The organism is Rhodanobacter sp. TND4EL1 (genome assembly GCF_054061035.1).
The window spans coordinates 541,237-561,651 of sequence record NZ_JBSSDT010000001.1; the positions used below are offsets into that span (position 1 = coordinate 541,237).

Here is a 20,415-nt window from a genome sequence, read left to right on the forward strand (position 1 = left end):
CCGCGAAAGCGGGAATGGCGGGAAGTGAGGGCTTCGCGCTTCAGTAACTGCCGGCCATTACCCACCCCGTTCATCCTGAGCGTAGCGCAGCGAAGTCGAAGGGCCAGCGCGCCGCCAGCTCAGCCATCTTGATCCGGCCCGCGCTTCAGCGCTCGACGAATTTCATCCAACGCTGCGGGATCATCCAGCGTCGACAAATCGCCCGGGTCCCGCTGTTCCGCCAGCGCCTGCAGCGAGCGGCGCAGCAGCTTGCCGGAGCGGGTCTTGGGCAAGGCATTCACCACGTAGATACGCGACGGCTTCGCCACCCCGCCAAGCTGGTCGACCACGCGTTGCTGCATCCCCTGCGCCACGGCACCGACACCATCGCCGGCATCCTGCTTCAGCGTGGCGAACACGATCGGCACCTGCCCCTTCAGCTCGTCGTTGACGCCGATCACCGCGGCCTCGGCCACCGCCGGATGGCTGGCCACCGCCTCCTCGATCTCGCGCGTGCCCAGTCGATGACCGGACACATTGATCACGTCGTCGGTGCGACCCAGCACGTAGGTATAACCGTCGTCGTCCCGCACCGCCCAATCGAGCGAGCTGTACAGCAATTCGCGAAAGTGGCTGAAATAGCTGAACACATAGCGGTCGTCGTCGCGCCAGATCGTGCTGAGACAGCCCGGCGGCAACGGCGGCTGCAGCACCAGCACGCCCTTGGTGCCGTTGGGTACTTCCTTGCCGGTGTTTTCGTCGATCACCTTCATCCGATAGCCCGGCGCCGGCAGGCCGGGCGAGCCGAACTTCACCGGTTTCAGATCCAGTCCCGGCATCAAGGTGATCGCCGGCCAACCGGTCTCGGTCTGCCAGTAGTTGTCGATCACCGGCACGCCCAGCGCCGCGGTGATCCACTGCGCGGTCGGCTGATCGAGTGGTTCGCCGGCGAGAAACAGCCACTTCAGATGTGACAGGTCATATTTTTTCAGCCAGCTCTCGTCCTGCTTCTTCAACACGCGGATCGCGGTGGGCGAGGAAAACATTGTGCGCACGCCGTACCGCTCGCACAGCTGCCACCAGATGCCCGCGTCGGGTCGCGTCGGCAGGCCCTCGTACATCAAGGTGGTGGCACCGCCGATCAGCGGGCCGTAGACGTTGTAGGAATGCCCCACTGCCCAGCCGACGTCCGACGTGGAGAACATCACCTGCCCCGGCGCGATGTCGAAGATGGTGCGGATCGACAAGGCCATCGCCACGGCGTACCCACCGACGTCACGCTGCACGCCCTTCGGCTTGCCGGTGGTGCCGGAGGTGTAGAGCAGGTAGCTCGGCTCGTTCGATTCCAGCCAGGTGACCGGCACTTCGGCATCCTCGTGGGCACGGCGCAGTTCGGTGTAATCCTGGTCGCGCCCGGCGATACGAGTCATCTGCGGATCGAGTCCGCGATCGATGATCAACACTTTGGGGGGTGGCGCGGACGCCTCGTTCAACGCCGCGTCGACCAGCGGCTTGTACGGAATCACCTTGCCGGCCCGCATGCCGGCATCGGCAGCGACAAGAAGTTTCGGCTGCGCATCGTCGATGCGCAGCGCGAGGTTGTGCGCGGCGAATCCGCCGAATACCACGGAGTGGATCGCGCCGATGCGCGCGCAGGCCAGCATCGCGAACACCGCCTCGGCCACGTTCGGAAGGTAGATCACCACGCGATCCCCCTTGCCCACGTCCAGCGACTGCAACACCGCGGCAAACACGTTCACCTCGCGATGCAGCTGGCGGTAGGTGAACTCGCGGGTGCTGTCGGTCTCGCTGGAAATTGCCACCAGCGCCAACTGTTCCGGCCGTTCAGCCAGATGCCGGTCGACCGCGTTGTGGCAAAGGTTGGTGGTGCCGCCAACGAACCAGCGCCGGAAAGGCGGATTCGACTGATCGAGAATCTGTTGCGGCGGCGTGTCCCAATGAATCAACCGCGCCTGCTCGGCCCAGAACTGCTCCGGCTCTTCCATCGACTGCCGGTAGAACTCCTCGTAACGCATGGCCAGCTCCCGGGTTTCGTTGGGGCCAGCCTAGAACAGCCCACCCGCCGCATCATCGCGACAATGGTCGTAGTCGAAAGGCGCCTTTCGTCGCGCTTGACCCTCACGTAACGTGAGGCCCCAGAGTCCACCCACGCACCGAAGGAGAAGACTGACCATGTTGTTGACCGTGGGTGAACTCGCCAGCCGCTGTGGACTGACCGTCCGCACGTTGCACCACTACGACGCCATCGGGCTGTTGATACCTTCACTGCGTTCCGCTGCCGGCTATCGACACTACGATCGGGCGAATATCGAACGCCTGCACCGTATCCAGGCCCTGCGTCAGCTGGGCCTGTCGCTGGCCGACATCGGCAAAGCCCTGTCCGGGCCGCTGCGGCCACTGGCCGAAGTGGTCGATCAGCAAATCGCCCGGATCGACCGTGATCTCGCCGAAGGCGCCCGCCTGCGCGAGCGACTGGCACATCTGCGCCAACAACTGACGGACGGACAGTCCCCTGACCTGGCCGACTGGCTGGACACGCTGGAGCTGATGACAATGTACGAGAAATATTTTTCACCGGACGAACTGAAGACCTTGCCACTGCATACCGATCCCGACGTGCTCGTCGACTGGAGTGCCCTGGTCGGCGCCGTGCAGGCGGCGATGGATCGCGGCACCACACCGGATGATCCGGAGGCGCACGCGCTGGCGCAGCGCTGGATGACGATGGTCGAACGCGGCACCGGCAACAATCCTGCCTTCCTGATGCGTCTGCACGCGATGAACGAGAGCGAGCCGGGCCTGCGCGAACGCAGCGGGATCACCCGAGAACTTGAGCAATTCGTTGAACAGGCGATGATCGCCGGTCGGCTGGCGATTTTCGAACGCTATCTCGAGCCGCACGAGATGCAGCGGATGCGCGCCCACTACGGCAAGCAGATGCATGCGTGGCCGGCACTGATCGCGGAACTGCGCCAGGCGATTGCTGAAAACACCCCGCCCGACGATCCCCACGCGCAGCAGCTGGCGGCACGCTGGATGGAACTGTTCCGCGCCTACGCCGGCGACGAGCCGCAGACGCATGCACGCATCCGTGAAGCGTATGCACGGGAACCTGAGTTGCGCAGTGGCAGCGCGGTGGACGACACCTTGCTGGGCTACATCCGGCAAGCCATCGGGAGCATGAAGTCGGCGACACCCTGACGGGCCGCCCAAAAAAAAGGGCGACCCTCGGGCCGCCCTTTTTCTCACCATGGAGAAACCGGCTTACTTCTTCGCGAACAGATGTTCGACGCCGGCGCGCTCTTCGCGCAATTCCTTTTCGGTGGCGGCCATGCGCTCACGCGAGAAGTCACTGACCGGCAGGTCCTGCACGATGGTGTACTTGCCGTCCTTCACGGTGACCGGGTAGCCGTAGATCACGCCCGGCGCGATGCCGTAAGAACCATCCGACGGAATGCCCATCGAGACCCAGTCACCTTCGGCCGTGCCCAGCGCCCACGTACGCATGTGGTCGATCGCCGCCGAGGCGGCGGAGGCGGCGGAAGAAGCACCACGCGCCTTGATGATCGCCGCGCCACGCTGCTGCACGGTGGGGATGAAGTCGCTCTCGTACCAGGCCTGGTCGATCAGGCTCAGTGCCGGCTTGCCGTCGACCGTGGTCTGCGACAGGTCCGGATACTGGGTGGAGCTGTGGTTGCCCCAGATCGTCATCTTCTTGATGTCGGTGTTGTGCTTGCCGGTCTTCTCGGCCAGCTGGCTGAGGGCACGGTTGTGGTCCAGGCGCACCATCGCGGTGAAGCACTTCGGATCCAGGTCCGGAGCGTTCTGCTGGGCGATCAGCGCGTTGGTATTGGCCGGGTTGCCGACCACCAGCACCTTGACGTCGCGCTTGGCGTGGTCGTTGATCGCCTTGCCCTGCGGGCCGAAGATCGCGCCGTTGGCTTCGAGCAGATCCTTGCGCTCCATGCCCGGGCCGCGCGGACGTGCGCCGACCAGCAGCGCGTAATCGACGTCCTTGAACGCGACGTTCGCGTCGTCGGTGGCCACCACGCCAGCCAGGGTCGGGAACGCGCAGTCATTCAATTCCATCACCACGCCCTGCAGCGACGGCAGCGCCGGGGTGATTTCCAGCAGGTGCAGGATCACCGGCTGATCCGGACCCAGCATGTCGCCGGCGGCAATGCGGAACAACAAGGCATAGCCGATCTGGCCGGCAGCGCCGGTAACGGCAACTCGAACGGGGGCTTTCATCGTGGCAACTCCTTCGGGGGAATGTTCAGTATTTCGTGGGAGTGCACCCTGTGCGCAAGCTCTTCGTTACGTGACGAAAAGCTTCGCGCACAGGGTGCGCTCCTACGGGTTCGTAGTCATTTCAGTTCGCCGAAGAATTCGGCGACGCGGGCAAGTCCGGGAGCCAACTGCGCTTCGGGACAGGTGTACGAAATGCGCAATGCACGCGGCTCGCCAAATGCCGAACCCGGCACGCAGGCGACGCCCTTGGCTTCCAGCAGCGCCGCACAGAGTTCGACGTCGTTGTTGATCACGACGTCGTTGTGGCTTTTGCCGAACGCCACGGAAATATCCGGAAACGCGTAGAACGCGCCCTGCGGCCGCGGGCAGACCACTCCGGGAATGGCGCTGAGCGCAGCGAACACGGTGTCGCGCCGCGCGGCGAATTCACGGCACTTCTGCTGCGGCACATCCTGCGGACCGGACAATGCCGCCACCGCCGCCGCCGTGATCACTTCCGGCAGGCTGGTGATGTGATTGGAGTTGAGCGTGGAGATCGCCTTGGCCACGATCTCCGGCCCGGCCAGCAATCCGACGCGCCAGCCCGGCATGCCGTAGGTCTTGGACACCGAGTCGACGAAGATGACCCGCTCGCGCAACTCGGGCCTGGCGAACACGAAGTTGTGGTAACCCAGGCCGTCGAACACCGTCGAGTTGTAGATGTCGTCGGTGATCACCCAGGTATCGGGATGCTTCACGAGCACCTCGGCCAGCGCGGCGATTTCCTCGCCGGTGTAGACCATGCCGGTCGGGTTGGACGGGTTGTTGAACAGGAAGACCTTGGGCTTGCGCGCCAGTGCGGTATCCAGCTGATCAGGGGTGAGCTTGTAGTTCTGCTCCGACCTGCAGTGCATCACGTTGACCTTGGCACCCATGATGTCGGCGATGTCGCGGTACGTGGTCCAGTACGGCGCGGCGAAGCAGATCTCGTCGCCATCGTTCAGCAATGCCTCGGCCAGGTTGTACAAGACCTGCTTGGCGCCGATGCCGATCGACACGTTGGCGCGCGTGTAGCCGCTGAAACCGAGCGCCTCGATATGCTTCAGGAACGCATCCTGCAGCGCATCGGCACCACGATTGCTGCCGTACTGGCCAGTGTCGTGCGACAACGACTCGCGTGCGGCGGCATACACGTGCTCGCCTGGCAGGAAGTTCGGGACACCGATCGAAAAGCTGATGATGTCGCGGCCGGCAGCCTTGAGCTGTTTCGCCTTTTCGGCAATCACCATGATCGCGCTGGGTTTGGCGCGGCCGACACGCTGGGCGAGCTGGGGCATGGGTATCTCACACACAGGGGAGGAAGCAAAGGCGGGCATTTTATCACGCCGCCGACACCCGGCGCTGACCGCTTGCCCTGCGCGCAATGAAGCGCCGATCAGGGCATGATGAACGCCGCCCGCCACGCCGGCGGCGTTGAACTCACCAGCAAGGGAGATCCATATGCATTGGCTTTGGGTATTCGTGATCGGACTGATTATCGGCCTGGTGGCCAAACTGCTGATGCCGGGCAAGGACCCGGGCGGCTTCATCATTACCGCGATCATCGGCATTGCCGGTTCGCTGCTGGCGACCTGGGTGGGTCAGAACGTGTTCGGCTGGTACCAGGAGGGCCAGTCCGCCGGCTTCATCGCCTCGGTGATCGGCGCGATCGTGCTGTTGCTGATTTATCACCTGCTCAAGCGCAAATCGGCTTGAAGGTCATCACGGCGGGGCGATCGCTCCGCCGTGATGCGGGTTTCAGCCCAGCAGCTTGCCGGCCAGGCCTTCGAGCATGCCGATATTGAAACCGCCAGCCTGTTCCTGTCCCGGGGCAGGTATCTGGCCATCCGGCGTCATGTGATCAACCGCGTGGGGGAGCACGTGCGCCAGGCCACCCAACAGTACGCTGGGATCCACGCCGAGCTTGCCCGCCGCTTCCTGCACCAGCGAACCCATGCCGCCATTCTGCAATGCCTGACCCAGCTGATCGCTGGAAACCGGCTCGTTGGTACCCGTGCCGACCCACGATTGCACCGCGCCGCCGAGGCCATGTTGCTGCAACATGTTGACCAGTCCCTGCACGCCGCCGGCCTTTTCGATCAGCTGCCCTGCGACGGCAATCAGCGAACCGGCCCCCGCCTGACTCGCGCCCGTCTGTTGTCCTTGACCCCCAAGCAAATCATTGAGGAATGACATGGTCGTTCTCCCTGGATAAGTGGATACGCGTGTAACCCACCGAGCATAGGGGTGAGAATGCTTGTTGTCATGCGGGATAGCGCACAGAAAATCGCCGGCTGGAAGCCGGCGATTTCTTGCGAATTGGCGCAGGAAAAATCAGCCGCGCTGATCGAGCACCGCGTTCCATTCCTTCACGCGATCGGACTGCGCTGCCAGCAGCGCGTCGACGTCGCCATCCACGGTGACTTTCTCGATCGTGTCGCCCTGCTGAATCGTGTTGACCACGTTCATGTCGGCCGCGTCGACCACTTCGCCGAACACGCTGTGCTTGCCATCCAGCCACGGCGTGGGGCCATGGGTGATGAAGAATTGGCTGCCATTGGTGCGCGGACCGGCATTGGCCATCGACAGCACGCCCGGCTTGTCATGGCGCAGCGAGGCGTTGAACTCGTCCTCGAACTTGTAGCCCGGGCCACCACGGCCGCTGCCTTCCGGGCAACCGCCCTGGACCATGAAGTCGGCGATCACGCGGTGAAACGACAGGCCGTCGTAATAGCCACGCTTCGCCAGGTTGACGAAGTTGGCCACGGTGACCGGTGCCTTGTCTTCGTGCAGGCGCAGGTGGATCGGGCCGCGGTTGGTGGTGAAGGTGACGTTGATGGTCATCGCAAATCCTTGGGTTCGAAAGCGGCAACGCGCCACGGTTCGTGGCGCGAGGGTTGTCAAGAATAACCCACCATCAGCATACGAGCGCACCCCGTGCTCGATGCTCTTTGTTGCGGCATCGGCGCAAGGCGTCGCGCACAGTGTGCTTCCTTACAGATTCAGCCCCAGCATGGCTGGCTGAAGTGGCCCCGTTCCGCGTGGACGGGCTGCCGGCGTGGGAACCTCGTCCGGCCACGCAGCCCCCTCGTACAGATGGTCCCACAGGCGATTCAGTGCCGCATAACCGTATGGCAGCAGCGGCACATGCTGATCGCCGAAACCGGGCAAGGCCAGGAACGCGTCGAAGTGCTGGGCATGCGGCACTTTCCAGTAGATCGGCCGACGCCCTTCGTCACGCAGCCATGCCACATAGGGTTCGGAGCTGAACGCGGTGGGCAGCAGGCCGTCGCTGGCTCCGTGTATCACCCATAGCGGCAGATCGCCACGAGGCAACTTCGCCGCGGTCGCGGCAACGGACGCATGCAGGGCCTGCGCTTCATGGTCATCGCCGGTCCACAGTGCCCGCAGGCATTCGCTGCCGACCAGGGTGGGGTCGGTGGAGACATTCATGCCGCCGAACAAGCCGATGCCATTGCCGGGCGGGATACCCGAACCATCCGCCCACCAGCTCGCCCGGGTCAGCGGATCCGCCATGCCGGGCACACCACCCGCGCCGATCGCCGCGTAATGGAAACCGCATGGCATGTCGGTCGCCCCGCGGCGCATGTACGACGAGGCGTAGCCCGCGGTGATCACCCGCCACAGATCAAACGCGGTGGTGCTGGCGGCCGTGCTCATGGCCTCGTCGGTCCAGCCCCGTGCATGCAGGTATTGCCGCGCTTCTTCCGCCTGGTCGACCACCGTGTTGCCGCGGAGCTTTCCCTGCGCGCGCAGACTGGCACAACGGATCGACCATGCCGGCACGAGCATGCCGCGTGGCCCTCGCGCCAGTGGCACTTGGGCGAAAGATTCGGCGTTCAACGCACACGGCAACCAGACGGCCGCTTCGGTGGCGTAGTCGTACAAGGCACGGCCGCGATCGCGCACATGCACGTTGGGTTCCAGCGCCACCACGCCGGCGAAAAAGCCGTCATGGTCGAGTCCGGCCGCCTGCAACACCGCGCCTCCGCCATTGGAAATGCCGGTGGCGATGATCTTCGTGTTCCGGGGCGTGAACGGGGCCTCATCCGGATACGCGCGATCCAGCATCGCCAGTCCGAAAAGCGCCGCCTGCATCACATGCCCGCCCCAGTCCGCCTCCGGGTTGTCACCCGAATGCATCTGCTTTACCGCGATGCCCGAGCTCGGCGCTGCCGGCGGCGGCTGGAACTCCAGCGTTGCCTCGCCGCGTTTCGCGCGGCGGCCGTCCAACGCCACGCCACTGTCATCGGCGTAGTCGAAATAGCCGGCACCGGTGCCCTTGTCGGTGTAGGCGACCGCGCAACCGCGCGGCAGCCCCCATGCGCCAGCCAGCGCAATCGCGCCGTAGATGCCACGCGAACCGGACGAGGCGGTCACCACCAGGCAACGTTTCTGCCGATCGAAATGATCCGGCAACTGCAGCAGCACGCGATGCGGCGAGCGCGCACCGGGAATACGCGCGAATGCCTGGTATTCCCGCCCGGGCACGTTCGGCACACCACCATAGATCGTGCCGTAACCGCCCAGCGGACCAAGATCGGCCAGGCCTTTCCAACTCGTCTGGATCGCACGTCGACGCAATTCCGTGGCGTCGGGATCGAGCGGATGGGCGAACGACGACGGGATGCCAACAAGACCGGGCAGGCCCAGCCCCGCACTCAACAGATCATCGTGACCGCGATGCTCGGACACCCGCACTGTTCCGTAGTCGACCTCTTGCATGGCAGATTCCCTCCCGGTTTCATGGCTGGCGCACGCGTTCAGCATGACGGATGCAGGTACCAGGCAGAACAACAGCAAGCGGTGGACGGTGTGCTTCATTCATCCACCATAGCAAGCGCCCGCCGATCCACCATCGTACGAAAGTCCAGCGCCGCCACAACCGTGAACTCGACGCAGCCACGACAGCCGGCTAACTTCTCGGTATGACCCACTTGCTGATCGCCGACGACCACCCCTTGTTTCGTGCCGCATTGCGCCTGGCCGCTCGCGACAGCCTGCCCGACTGCGAGATCACGGAGGCCGCTGACCTGGCCGAGGTCTTCCAGCTGCTGCAGGCCACCCCCGATACGGACCTGATCCTGCTCGACCTGCACATGCCCGGCAGCCACGGACTGTCCGGACTCGCCGCCTTGCGCGGACAACACCCGGGGTTGGCGGTGCTGGTGGTCTCCGCCCACGACGAACCGCGCATCGTGCGCCGCGTACTCGATCATGGTGCGGCAGGTTTCATCCCAAAGAGTGCCAGTCCCTCCGAGATCGGTGCCGCAATCCGCCGTGTGCTCGACTGCGGCACCTGGCTGCCACCCGCACTGGCCGACGCGGTTGCCGCCCTGCCCGCCGACCCGGCCGATACCGACCTGGCCAGTCGGCTCGCCCGCCTCACCGAACAGCAATCACGCGTGCTCGCCCTGCTCGCCGAAGGCCTGCTCAACAAGCAGATCGCCGATCGGCTGGCGATCCAGGAGCGCACGGTGAAGGCGCACGTCACCGCGATTTTCGAGAAGCTCAAGGTACGCAATCGGACCCAGGCGGGGATGTTGTTGCGTTCGCTGGATTTGGGAGAACCGAGCCGGGTGGGATGAAACGGGCGCGTGCGCTCGTCACGACCGCATTGCCCCTGTAGCGACCCGGTGCAATATCTGTCGCAACGCCAACGGCTTCAGTGGCTTGTACAACACGCCCACCCCTGCGTCGAGCAATCGCTGGCGCAATTCCCCGTCACGATCCGCCGTGAGCATCACGGTCGGCACATCGGCATGGAGTTCGCGCAGCTGATGCCACACACCGAAACCGGTGTCGCCACCGTCAAGATGAAAATCGAGGATATGCAGGTCAGGCCGCCACGATACCGCCAGCGCCTGCTCGGCATTGCGCGCGGCATGCACCTTCCAGCCCCAGCTGGTCAGCAGGCTGCAGAGCGCGGCGAGTGCCGCCGGCTCGTTGTCCAGCACCAGCGCACGACCGGCTGGAAGTGACTGCCGTGCATCGGTGACAGGCGGCAACCGTATCGCCGCTCGCGCCCTCGGCACGCCAAGGTCGAACACGCTGCCATGGCCCAGCCATGAGCGCAGACCGAGCGGATGACCGAGCAGTCCGGCCATGCGTTGCGCGATCGACAGGCCAAGTCCGAGGCCCTGTCCGCCTGCCGTGCTGCCGCGACGGAATTCCTGGAAGATCAGTTGCTGTTCGTCAGGCGCGATGCCGGGGCCGGTGTCCCACACTTCCAGGCGCAACTGCTGGCCGGCACGGCGCACACCCAGCAGGACGCGCCCGTGTTCCGCATACCGCAACGCGTTCGACAGGAAGTTCTGCAGCACGCGGCGCAGCAGTTGCGGATCCGAACGCACCCAGGCGCGCGTGCCGACCATGTCGAAGCGCACGCCGCGGTCGAGTGCGATGGCGCGGAATTCGGCGGCCAGCGGGTCGAGCACGTCGGCCAGCGGAAACGCGCGCGGTTGCGGATGCAGACGGCCGCCCTCGAGGCGGGCCACGTCGAGCAGACCGGTGAGCAGGCCTTCGGTGGCCGCGAGCGCGCCGTTGAGGTGTTGCGCGGTGGCGGCATCCCCGTCGCGCTCGGTCAGCGCATGGGCGAACAGTTGGGCGGCATGCAAGGGCTGCATCAGGTCATGCGTGACCGCGGCGAGGAAACGACTCTTCGCGTCGTTCGCGGCCTGCGCCTCGGCCGACGCGGCAGCCAGGGCGCGGGTGCGTTCTTCCACCCGCAACTCCAGCGTTTCGTTGACGCGCTTCAGAGCGACTTCGGCTTGGCGGAAGGCGGTGACGTCGGTGAAGGTGGCCACGAAGCCGCCGCCGGGCATCGGGTTGCCACGGATCTCGACGATGGTGCCGTCGGGGAAGCGCCGCTCGGACAGGTGTCGCGTGCCGCTGCGCATGTGCGCAAGCCGGCGTTGCACGCGCTGCTCCACTTCGCCGGGGCCGAGCATGCCGGCATCGATATTGTGGCGGGTCAGCTCGGCGACCGGACGACCCACCTGCAACAACTCGGGCGGGTAATCGAACAGGCGCGCGTACGGTGTGTTCCAGGCCACCAGTTGCAGTTCGGCATCGACCACGCAGATGCCCTGGCTCATGTTTTCCAGCGCCGCCTCCAGCACCCGCTGGTTGAATCGCAAATCCTGCGCCGCCTCGCCGACGATGGCGACGACGGTATCCAGGTCGTCGCGTCCCTGGCGATGCACGACTTCCAGCAGCAGTCGCGCGGAGGCGGCCCCGATCACCGCAGCCAGTTCATGCTCCACCTGCGCGACGCGCACGCTGCCCGCGGCTCCACTCGCCGGCGCGCGATCGAACAGATGATCAACCCGCTCGGACGGCAGGAAGCGCGCGGCGAGCGCGCGCAGTTCGGTCACGCCGACATCGCCCACGCTGACCACGCGCGCAGCACGGCCGAAACGCGAGCCGGCCACAGCCATCATCACCGCCGCGTTGGCCGCCAGGCTCACCACCACCGCACGCCCCAACCGGTTCCAGTCGCCCAGACCCAGCAGATCGTCCGGTGCCAGCCAGCGCAGACCGAACGGGCCGCCTGCCAGCCATGCAGGCGCCGCCGGCAGCAAGGCCGGCACCACCGCGTACAGCCACACCAGCGTGCCGAGGGCCAGCCCGGCCATCACCGCGCGGGATCCCAACTGCGGCCGATAGACCGCGGCCAGCAGGGCTGGCGTCAATCCCGCCAGCGCGGAAAACGAGATCGCGCCGATATCGGCCAGCGCCTCGTTGCGCGCCAGCGCGCGGCTGTACGCCCATGCCAGCAGGATCACCACCAGGATCGCCACGCGGCGGTGGTTCAGCAATTCGCCGCGCAGGTCGCCATGTTCGTCACGACCCCAGCCCGAGCGCACGCGCAACGGGGCGATGAAATGATTGACCACCATCAGGCTCAGCGTGAGGGTGGCAATCACCACCATGCTGGTCGCCGCGCTCAGGCCGCCGAGGAAGGCGATCAAGGCCAGGCCATGGTCGCCACGCGCCAAAGGCAGCGCCAGCACATACATGTCCGAGGACACGCCACTGGCACCCAGCCACGCATCGCCCAGCCGCGCCAGCGGCAGGATCGGCAGCGAGATCAGCAGCAGATACAAGGGAAACAGCCATCGCGCGGTGCGCAGTTGTCCATCATCGCGGCACTCGACGATCCCCGCGTAGAACTGGTGAGGCATGGTGAACATCGCCAGCGCACCGAGCAGGATCAAGGCCGGAAACCCGCCACTGTCCGGCGGCGACGGCAACCTGGCCGGCAAGCCCGCCGGCAATGCGGTGAACAGCAACGTGCCGAGAGCCAGCATCGCACCCAGCTTGAACAGCGACTCGAACGCCATCGCCAGCACCAGGCCGCGGTTGTGCGCCATCGTCGACGCACGTCGCGTGCCGAACAGCATCGCGAACAACGCCATCAGCAAGGCCACGTACAGCGCGCTGTCCTGCCACGGCTCGGATTCGGCCAATTGACCGTGGCTGAGGATGCCGTAGCTCATCGCCACCGCCTTCAACTGCAGCGCGATGTACGGCACGATCCCGATCACCACCACAAAGGTGACCAGCGCCGCGAGTCCCGAATGCCGACCCAGCCGTACCGCGATCAGATCGGCCAGCGAACCGGCGTTGTACTCGCGCACCAACTGCACCATCCGGCCGAGGAATTTCAGCGCGAACAGATACATCAGGATCGCGCCCACGAACGTCGGCGGCAACCACCAACCCGAGCGACTGGCCTGAGTCACCGTGCCGTAGAAGGTCCACGAGGTGCAGTGGATCGCCAGCGACAGCGCGTACACGATCGCCCAGCGCTTTTCGAAGATCTGCGGGCGACGCTCGCCCAGCAGCGCCACGCCGAAGAGGAGGCCGAGCCAGCACAGGGCCGCGAAGGCGATGAGGCTGGTGCTCAGCATGGTATGAGCACCTGTGGGAGCGATTTCAATCGCGACGCTTCTGTCGCCTTATTAGTAGCCCAGAGCGAAAAGCTTTCGCCCTCCGAAGGAGGACGAAAGCTCTTTGCTCTAAAGATCTTGCCTCTGCAAAATGTGGATGAAGCAAGAACATCGCGCACAGGGTGCGCTCCTACAGTGGTGCACTCGACGGGACGATGGCGAACCGCCATCAATGCCCCGCTGGCAGCCCCAGCGCCCGCACCGCGCTCACCAGCCAGCGCAACTGCACGCCATGGCGTGTGTCGTAGTCGGCTCCCGAATAACCCCACCAGTCCCAGCATGCCTGCGGATTCAAAGGCGCGAAACTTGCGCGGGTCTGAGGATATAGCACCGCCACGTCGTACACGTCGGCCCAGCGATTGAAGCCGGCGTCCTTGACGAAGGCCTCGCCCACCGCATCGGCATTCTGCTTGCAACCGTGGAACGCCACCATCACCCCGCACGGCTTGCCCGCCAGGCAGGCCGGAGGCAGGTAGACGTAACCGGTGCTGGCCATGAACGCGTCGGCGCCATCCGGGCGCAATGCATCCTGATCGAAGGTGCGCAGCTCGCCTTGCGCCGGCATCGCCGCATGAGCCGGCTTGCCGAACATCTGCGCAAAGATTTCGCCGGCAGCGTCGAAGCCGCAGTGACCCAGATACGGCGCCACCGACTTGTCGCAATCGTCACCATCGCCGGCTACCGGCAGGTTGTGGGCAAACGCTCGCTGGCCGTCGTCATGGACCTGCATGCCTTTCAGGCCGGGCGTGCTGTCGCGCAATTGCTCATAGAAATGGGCGCCGGCCTCCGCCACCACCGGTGCCACCAGAGCGTCGTCCTTGCCGTGCAACAGATAGACATGAGCGTGGGCAAGATCCTTCAATGCGCCGATGTCGCCGGCCGCGGAGCGTTTTGTGGCGCTGGCGACCAGCGCGGTGACATCCGGCGCGGGTTCGCCTTTCATGCAACTGCCCAGTGCCACCGTCAGTTGCCCTCCGGCACAGCCGTACGGGCCGCCCGCGACCATGGCTGCGTTCGGAAACAGTTCCGGATAAGCCAACTGCGTCTGAGTCGCCATGTAGGCACCCGACGAAAGGCCGATCACAGCGGTGCGCGCGGGGTCGATCTTGAGCTTGGGCAGGCCGGTATCCGCCTCTTTGGCGCAGGCGCTGCCGGCGCTGGTCAGCAAGGTCAGCCACAAGACGCGGGTCACCCAGCGGGTTTTCATCAATCTGCTCCTTATGATCGGCTCAACATGGACGCCACGTAGGGCGAGCAGTGCCCGCCCTGCAAAGCTGTCTTTCAGAAGTTGTAGCGCAGGTTGGCATACCAGTTGCGCGGCATGCCGTAGTACGCCGTGCGGATATTGCCCACGCTGGAGAACTCCTGGCCGTCCGTCTTGTAAACCTTGTCGCCGAGGTTGCGCACGCCGGTGCGGAACTGCCAATGGCCATCGGCGGAGTCATAGATGCCGAACAGGCCGGTCACGGAATACGCCTTCTGGCTCAACGCGTCGTAGTTGTCCACGCTCAACCAGGTCTCGCTGCGGTAGGACCAGTCGGCGCCAATGGTGATCGCGCTGCCGTTCCCCAGGTTGAAGGCATGGGTGGCCGCAACCCGCGAAGTCCAGCTGGGCGAGAACGGCACGTGATCGTGCAGGCTCGGGTTGTACAGCGGATCGCTGGGGTCGAGTCGATGGTCGACGAATTTCGCGTAGCGGGCATCCAGATAACCGACCTGCGCCGACAGGCGGGTACCATCATCGAACACGGCGGCGCCTTCAAACTCGACGCCATCCATCTTCAACTTGGCCGCGTTGATCACAGGGAAGGCGAACGTCGGGGTGATCGAGCCGGGGTTCTGCACTTCGGAAACGCGCGCCTGGAAATCCGTGTAGTCGCTGTGGAACGCCGCGATATTCGCCTGCAGCTTGTTGTCTGTCGAACGCCACTTGAGTCCGAGCTCGTAGGTCCACACGTATTCGGGGTTGTACTCGGCGGTGCGCGTTTCAGCCGCGGAGTTCGCTCGGCCGTTGAAGCCGCCCGACTTGAAGCCGCGGCTGGCCGACACGTAACCCATGGTCTGCGGGTCGAACTGCTTCTGCAGGCTGAGCGTGGGCGTCCACGCGTTCCAGCGCTTGTTGCCGGTGAAGGCAACCGTTTCGTTGATGGCGGTGAAGGGCTGGCCCCAGAACGTGCTGGTAGTGCGGTCATAGTCCTTGTGATCACTGCTGTAACGCACACCGGCGGCCAGCGTCCAGCTGGGCACGAACTCCCAATTCACGTGACCGAAGCCGGCATACGTGGTGGTGGTGAGATCGTCGTCGATGGTACGCAAAAAGGTGATCGGCGTGCCGGCCAGGGCGAACAGGTCATCGGCATAGGCTTCCTGATGCGACGGTACGGTTTCGCGCAGGTAGTACAGGCCATAGACCGCCTGCAGGTTGCTGCCGTTGTCGTATTGCAGCTGCAGCTCCTGGCTGGCCTGCTTTTGATGGAAGTTGACCATCACGTCGCCCAGCTGGAACTGCGAAGCATCGATATCGATATAGGAGTCGCTGTCGAGCTTGCGGAACGCACTGATGCTCTTGAGATTCCACTGCTCGGACAACTTCCAGTTGAGATTCAGTGCCGCACCGCCGTGCTTCAGGTGCTGACCCTTGTCCCGACTGAATGAGGTACGTGACTTGAAGTCGTACTTCTCATCCGGATCAGGCTTGAGCAACACAACCGTGCCGAAGGCCAGATCAGTCCGGGTCAGTGAGGAAACCGGCTGTCCCAAGGTCAACGCGGTGTCCATCTTGGTGTAATCGAGACTGAGCACCGCGTCGAAATTCTCCGACGGGTGATAGCGCAGTTTGCCGCGCACCGCCTTGGTGTCCTCGTCGTTGTATTTGTGGCCGGTGGACGGATCAGTGACATAGCCGTCGGTCTGGGTCACCGCGCCGGCGATCGACGCTGACCAGGCGCCCGCCAGCGGACCGCCAAGATAGAACTTGCCCTCACGCCGACCGAAATTGCCGAAGCCGGCCTCAACCGAAGCCTCGGTCGCTTCAGGCGGGTTTTTGGTGACCACCTTCACCGCACCGCCGGTGGAATTCTTGCCGTACAGCGTGCCCTGCGGTCCGCGCAGTACTTCAACGCGCTCCACGTCGAACAGGCTGATCAACGCACCCTGGATACGCGAGTAGTAAACGTCATCGACATACATGCCGACGCCGGGATCGAACGTCTGCAGGGCATCAGGCTGACCGATGCCTCGAATGAAGATGTTCACTGCGGAAGACGAGCCACGGCCCTGCACGATATTCATGTTCGGCACCGCCCCTTGCAAGCCGTCGATGCTGTTGGCCTGCAGATCCTTCATGTCCTCCCCGCTGAAGGCAGTGATCGCCACCGGCACCTTTTCCAACGATTCGTCGCGGCGACGTGCGCTGACGGTGACTTCCTCAAGCTGCTTGGCTTCGGCCTGCTTCGCAGCCGTCGGCTTGCCGACAGTGCTGTCGTTCGTCGTCTGCTGCGCCTGCAGTGGCGTGATGAAGGCAAGCCCCAGAACCAGACCGATAGCCGAACTCAGATGCGTGCGTTTCATGACGTCCCCTTGCTTGTGAATGCATCGCTCGCGCGAATGCTGATGAGGGGAGCTTAGGTGGCCCTTGCCGCAGCGACACTTGTACCTTCGTACAGTGCCTGCGCACGCGAGCCTCCGGGATACTCGACGCCTGTCGTTACTGCTGAAACGGGGAGATTCACGGATGGCGTTCCTGATCGTGCTGGCCGCACTCTGCTTTCTGATGTTCGCGGCGTATCGCGGCTACAGCGTCATCCTGTTCGCCCCGATCGCCGCATTGGGCGCGGTGCTGCTGACCGATCCTTCACTGGTCGCGCCGATGTTCACCGGCTTGTTCATGGACAAGATGGTCGGCTTCCTCAAGCTGTATTTCCCGGTGTTCATGCTGGGCGCGGTATTCGGCAAGCTGATCGAGCTGTCCGGCTTTTCCAAGTCCATCGTCGCGGCGACCATCGGCCTGGTCGGTCGCAGCCGGGCGATCCTGTCGATCGTGCTGGTCTGCGCCCTGTTGACCTACGGCGGCGTGTCGCTGTTCGTGGTGGTGTTCGCCGTGTACCCGTTTGCCGCGGAACTGTTCCGCCAGTCGGACATCCCGAAACGTCTGATCCCCGGCACCATCGCGCTGGGCGCATTCACCTTCACCATGGACTCGTTGCCGGGTACGCCGCAGATCCAGAACATCATTCCCACCGCATTTTTCGGCACCAATACCTGGGCCGCGCCGTGGCTGGGCACGATCGGCGCCGTCTTCATCCTGATCGTCGGCCTGACCTACCTGGACTGGCGCCGGCGCAAGGCAGCGGCGGCTGGCGAAGGCTATGGCGACAAGCTGGTCAACGAACCGGCACCGTTCGAGGCCGCCAAACTGCCGCACCCGCTGATCGCGCTGCTGCCGCTGATCCTCGTCGGCGTGTGCAACAAGGTGTTCACCGACCTGATCCCGCGGCTGTACGGGCATAGCCAGTCCTTCCTGCCCAGCGTGGTCGGCAACGCGCCACCGGTGGTTCAGGAAGTCTCCAAGGTCGCCGCGATCTGGGCGGTCGAAGGAGCCTTGCTGGTCGGCATTCTTTGCGTGCTGGTGTTCGCCTGGCGCGCGGTGACCCGGCATCTGGCCGCCGGCAGCCAGGCCGCTGTTGGCGGCGCGTTGCTCGCCTCGATGAATACCGCCTCGGAATACGGCTTTGGCGCGGTGATCGCTGCCCTGCCCGGCTTCAAGCTGGTCGCCGACGCGCTCCACACGATCCCCAACCCGCTGGTCAACGAAGCCGTCACGGTAACCGCACTGGCCGGCATCACCGGTTCAGCCTCCGGCGGAATGAGCATCGCGCTGGGGGCGATGGCCGAGACCTTCATCGCCAATGCCAACGCTGCCGGCATCCCGATGGAGGTGTTGCACCGGGTCGCCGCCATGGCGTCCGGCGGCATGGATACACTGCCGCACAATGGTGCGGTGATCACCCTGCTGGCAGTCACCGGGCTGACTCACCGGCAGGCCTACAAAGACATCTTCGCGATCACCGTGATCAAGACGCTGGCCGTGCTGGTGGTTATCGCCGCCTACTACCTCACCGGCGTAGTCTGAGTCGACCGCCCCCCAGGCAGGGTGACAAACGGTTCGGAAACATGGATTTCCACCGGTTTGCCCGTGCCTCGCGGGCCAGATGAACGGGCCACCGAAAAATGACGGGCAAGTTTTCACATAAATCCGTATAATCGGTTAATTCGCCCTTCAAAAACCTGCGTGACGGCCTGTGCGCCGCCCGAGTCGATCCCATGTCTATTGAAAACCTGCGCAATATCGCCATCGTCGCCCACGTCGATCACGGCAAGACCACCCTCGTCGACTGCCTGCTGAAGCAGTCCGGCACGCTCGCCGAGCGAACGGTCCTGGCCGAGCGAGTCATGGACTCCAATGATCAGGAAAAGGAACGTGGCATCACGATCCTGGCCAAGAACACCGCGATCACCTGGAAAGGCAATCGCATCAACATCGTCGACACCCCGGGACATGCCGATTTCGGCGGCGAAGTCGAGCGCGTGCTGTCGATGGTCGACTCGGTGCTGATCCTGGTCGACGCGATGGACGGCCCGATGCCGCAGACCCGCTTCGTGACGCAGAAGGCGTTCGCGATGGGCTTCAAGCCGATCGTGGTGATCAACAAGGTCGACCGCCCCGGCGCGCGTCCCGAGTGGGTCGTCGAGCAGGTCTGGGATCTGTTCGACCGCCTGGGCGCCACGCCGGAGCAGATGGATTTCCCGATCGTCTACGCCTCGGCGCTGAACGGCTACGCCGGCCTCAACGACGACGTCCGCGAAGGCGACATGACTCCGCTGTACGAAGCGATCATGCAGCACGTCAGCAAACCGGACGTGGATCCGGACGGCCCGTTCCAGATGCGCATCAGCCAGCTGGACTACAACAGCTTCGTCGGCGTTATCGGCATCGGCCGCATCCAGCGCGGCGCCTTGAAGAAGGGCATGCCGGTCGCCGTGATCGATCGCCACGGCAAGAAGCGCCAGGGCAAGGTGATGCAGGTGCTGGGCTTCCTCGGCCTGGAGCGGATCGAGCAGGACACCGCCGAGGCTGGCGACATCGTCGCCATTTCCGGCATCGCCGACCTGACCATCTCCGACACCATCTGCGCGCTCGATACACCGGAAGCGTTGCCGGCACTGACCGTCGACGAGCCGACCATCTCGATGACCTTCCAGGTCAACAACTCGCCGTTCGCCGGCAACAAGGACATGAGCGGCGGCAAATTCCTGACCAGCCGCCAGCTGCGTGAGCGCCTGGATCGCGAGCAGGTGCACAACGTGGCATTGAAGGTCGAGGAAGGTTCCGATGCGGACAAGTTCCTGGTCTCCGGCCGCGGCGAGCTGCATCTGTCGGTGCTGATCGAGAACATGCGCCGCGAAGGCTACGAGCTGGCCGTGTCCCGCCCGGAAGTGATCATCAAGGAAATCGACGGCCAGAAAATGGAGCCGATCGAGCAGTTGGTGGTCGACGTGGAAGAAGTCCACCAAGGTGCGGTGATGGAACGTCTCGGCGTGCGCAAGGGCCAGCTGAAGAACATGGAGCCGGACGGCAAGGGTCGCGTACGTCTGGATTACGAGATTCCGGCGCGTGGCCTGATCGGCTTCCAGAACCAGTTCAAGACCCTGACCCAGGGTTCGGGCCTGCTGTTCCACGTGTTCGACCATTATGGTCCGAAGGAAGACGGCCAGATCGCCAAGCGCCTCAATGGCGTGATGATCGCGAATGCCGGCGGCAGCACCCCGGCCTACTCGCTCGGGCCGCTGCAGGAACGTGGCAAGCTGTTCGCGGCCGAAGGTGACAATGTGTATGAAGGCCAGCTGGTCGGCATCCACGCCAAGGACAATGACCTCACCGTCAACGTGATCAAGCCCAAGCCGCTGACCAACATGCGCGCTTCCGGCAAGGACGATGCAATCCAGCTGACCCCGGCGATCAAGTTCACCCTGGAACAGGCCCTGGACTTCATCGACGACGACGAGCTGGTCGAGATCACCCCGAAGGAAATCCGCCTGCGCAAGAAGCACCTCACCGAGAACGACCGCAAGCGCGCTTCGCGTAGCTGAGTCTTCGTTCCAGGTGATTCAA

At 64.4% G+C, this 20,415-nt stretch carries 14 protein-coding genes; 5 read left to right on the top strand and 9 right to left on the bottom strand.

Going from position 1 to position 20,415, the window contains the following annotated elements; all coding sequences use genetic code 11:
• Positions 1 to 119 precede the first annotated feature (119 nt).
• On the bottom strand, positions 120 to 2,015 hold the full coding sequence (prpE, locus tag ACVWWQ_RS02510) for a propionate--CoA ligase (RefSeq protein WP_133950215.1): 1,896 nt from the start codon (positions 2,013 to 2,015) through the stop codon (positions 120 to 122).
• Between the two features lie 157 nt (positions 2,016 to 2,172).
• Here prpE and ACVWWQ_RS02515 point away from each other — a divergent pair, with 157 nt between their 5' ends.
• Positions 2,173 to 3,201: a MerR family transcriptional regulator gene (locus ACVWWQ_RS02515; protein WP_133950213.1), complete on the top strand. Its 1,029-nt coding sequence runs from the start codon at positions 2,173 to 2,175 to the stop codon at positions 3,199 to 3,201.
• Positions 3,202 to 3,264: 63 nt separating this feature from the next.
• On the opposite strand, the gene ACVWWQ_RS02520 is transcribed toward ACVWWQ_RS02515, so the two are convergent.
• Positions 3,265 to 4,251, bottom strand: coding sequence for a malate dehydrogenase (locus ACVWWQ_RS02520; RefSeq protein ID WP_133950211.1), 987 nt, complete (start codon positions 4,249 to 4,251; stop codon positions 3,265 to 3,267).
• Between the two features lie 116 nt (positions 4,252 to 4,367).
• Positions 4,368 to 5,567, bottom strand: a complete 1,200-nt coding sequence (locus tag ACVWWQ_RS02525; RefSeq protein WP_133950209.1) for a pyridoxal phosphate-dependent aminotransferase — start codon at positions 5,565 to 5,567, stop codon at positions 4,368 to 4,370.
• A gap of 163 nt (positions 5,568 to 5,730) precedes the next feature.
• On the opposite strand from ACVWWQ_RS02525, the gene ACVWWQ_RS02530 reads away from it, so the two are divergent.
• A complete protein-coding gene (locus ACVWWQ_RS02530) occupies positions 5,731 to 5,985 on the top strand; it encodes a GlsB/YeaQ/YmgE family stress response membrane protein (RefSeq protein WP_133950207.1) in 255 nt (84 codons plus the stop codon).
• Positions 5,986 to 6,027: 42 nt separating this feature from the next.
• Here the strand turns inward: ACVWWQ_RS02530 and ACVWWQ_RS02535 are convergent, their stop codons facing one another.
• The 3 genes from ACVWWQ_RS02535 to ACVWWQ_RS02545 form a co-directional block, all read right to left on the bottom strand.
• Entirely contained in the window at positions 6,028 to 6,465 is a 438-nt protein-coding gene (locus ACVWWQ_RS02535; RefSeq protein ID WP_099652051.1) for a YidB family protein, read from the bottom strand.
• 138 nt (positions 6,466 to 6,603) lie between these two features.
• Complete coding sequence (locus tag ACVWWQ_RS02540) at positions 6,604 to 7,113, bottom strand: peptidylprolyl isomerase (RefSeq protein ID WP_099652050.1); 510 nt, start codon at positions 7,111 to 7,113, stop codon at positions 6,604 to 6,606.
• Positions 7,114 to 7,263: 150 nt separating this feature from the next.
• Entirely contained in the window at positions 7,264 to 9,114 is a 1,851-nt protein-coding gene (locus ACVWWQ_RS02545; RefSeq protein ID WP_208321611.1) for a 3-hydroxybutyrate oligomer hydrolase family protein, read from the bottom strand.
• A 104-nt stretch (positions 9,115 to 9,218) separates the two neighbouring features.
• Between ACVWWQ_RS02545 and ACVWWQ_RS02550 the strand changes: the two genes are divergently transcribed.
• The gene (locus tag ACVWWQ_RS02550; protein ID WP_133950205.1) at positions 9,219 to 9,878 is read left to right on the top strand and encodes a response regulator transcription factor; all 660 of its coding nucleotides are present in this window, start codon (positions 9,219 to 9,221) and stop codon (positions 9,876 to 9,878) included.
• Positions 9,879 to 9,896: 18 nt separating this feature from the next.
• On the opposite strand, the gene ACVWWQ_RS02555 is transcribed toward ACVWWQ_RS02550, so the two are convergent.
• The 3 genes from ACVWWQ_RS02555 to ACVWWQ_RS02565 form a co-directional block, all read right to left on the bottom strand.
• Complete coding sequence (locus ACVWWQ_RS02555; RefSeq protein WP_133950202.1) at positions 9,897 to 13,205, bottom strand: hybrid sensor histidine kinase/response regulator; 3,309 nt, start codon at positions 13,203 to 13,205, stop codon at positions 9,897 to 9,899.
• A gap of 208 nt (positions 13,206 to 13,413) precedes the next feature.
• Entirely contained in the window at positions 13,414 to 14,451 is a 1,038-nt protein-coding gene (locus ACVWWQ_RS02560; RefSeq protein WP_133950200.1) for an extracellular catalytic domain type 2 short-chain-length polyhydroxyalkanoate depolymerase, read from the bottom strand.
• 74 nt (positions 14,452 to 14,525) lie between these two features.
• Positions 14,526 to 16,814 carry a TonB-dependent receptor gene (locus ACVWWQ_RS02565; protein WP_133950198.1) on the bottom strand — a complete coding sequence of 763 codons (2,289 nt, stop codon included), beginning with the start codon at positions 16,812 to 16,814 and terminating at the stop codon, positions 14,526 to 14,528.
• A 163-nt stretch (positions 16,815 to 16,977) separates the two neighbouring features.
• On the opposite strand from ACVWWQ_RS02565, the gene ACVWWQ_RS02570 reads away from it, so the two are divergent.
• Entirely contained in the window at positions 16,978 to 18,375 is a 1,398-nt protein-coding gene (locus tag ACVWWQ_RS02570) for a GntP family permease (RefSeq protein ID WP_099652045.1), read from the top strand.
• 191 nt (positions 18,376 to 18,566) lie between these two features.
• Positions 18,567 to 20,393 (top strand): translational GTPase TypA, encoded by a 1,827-nt coding sequence (gene typA, locus ACVWWQ_RS02575; protein ID WP_099652044.1) that lies wholly within the window; start codon positions 18,567 to 18,569, stop codon positions 20,391 to 20,393.
• Positions 20,394 to 20,415 lie beyond the last annotated feature (22 nt).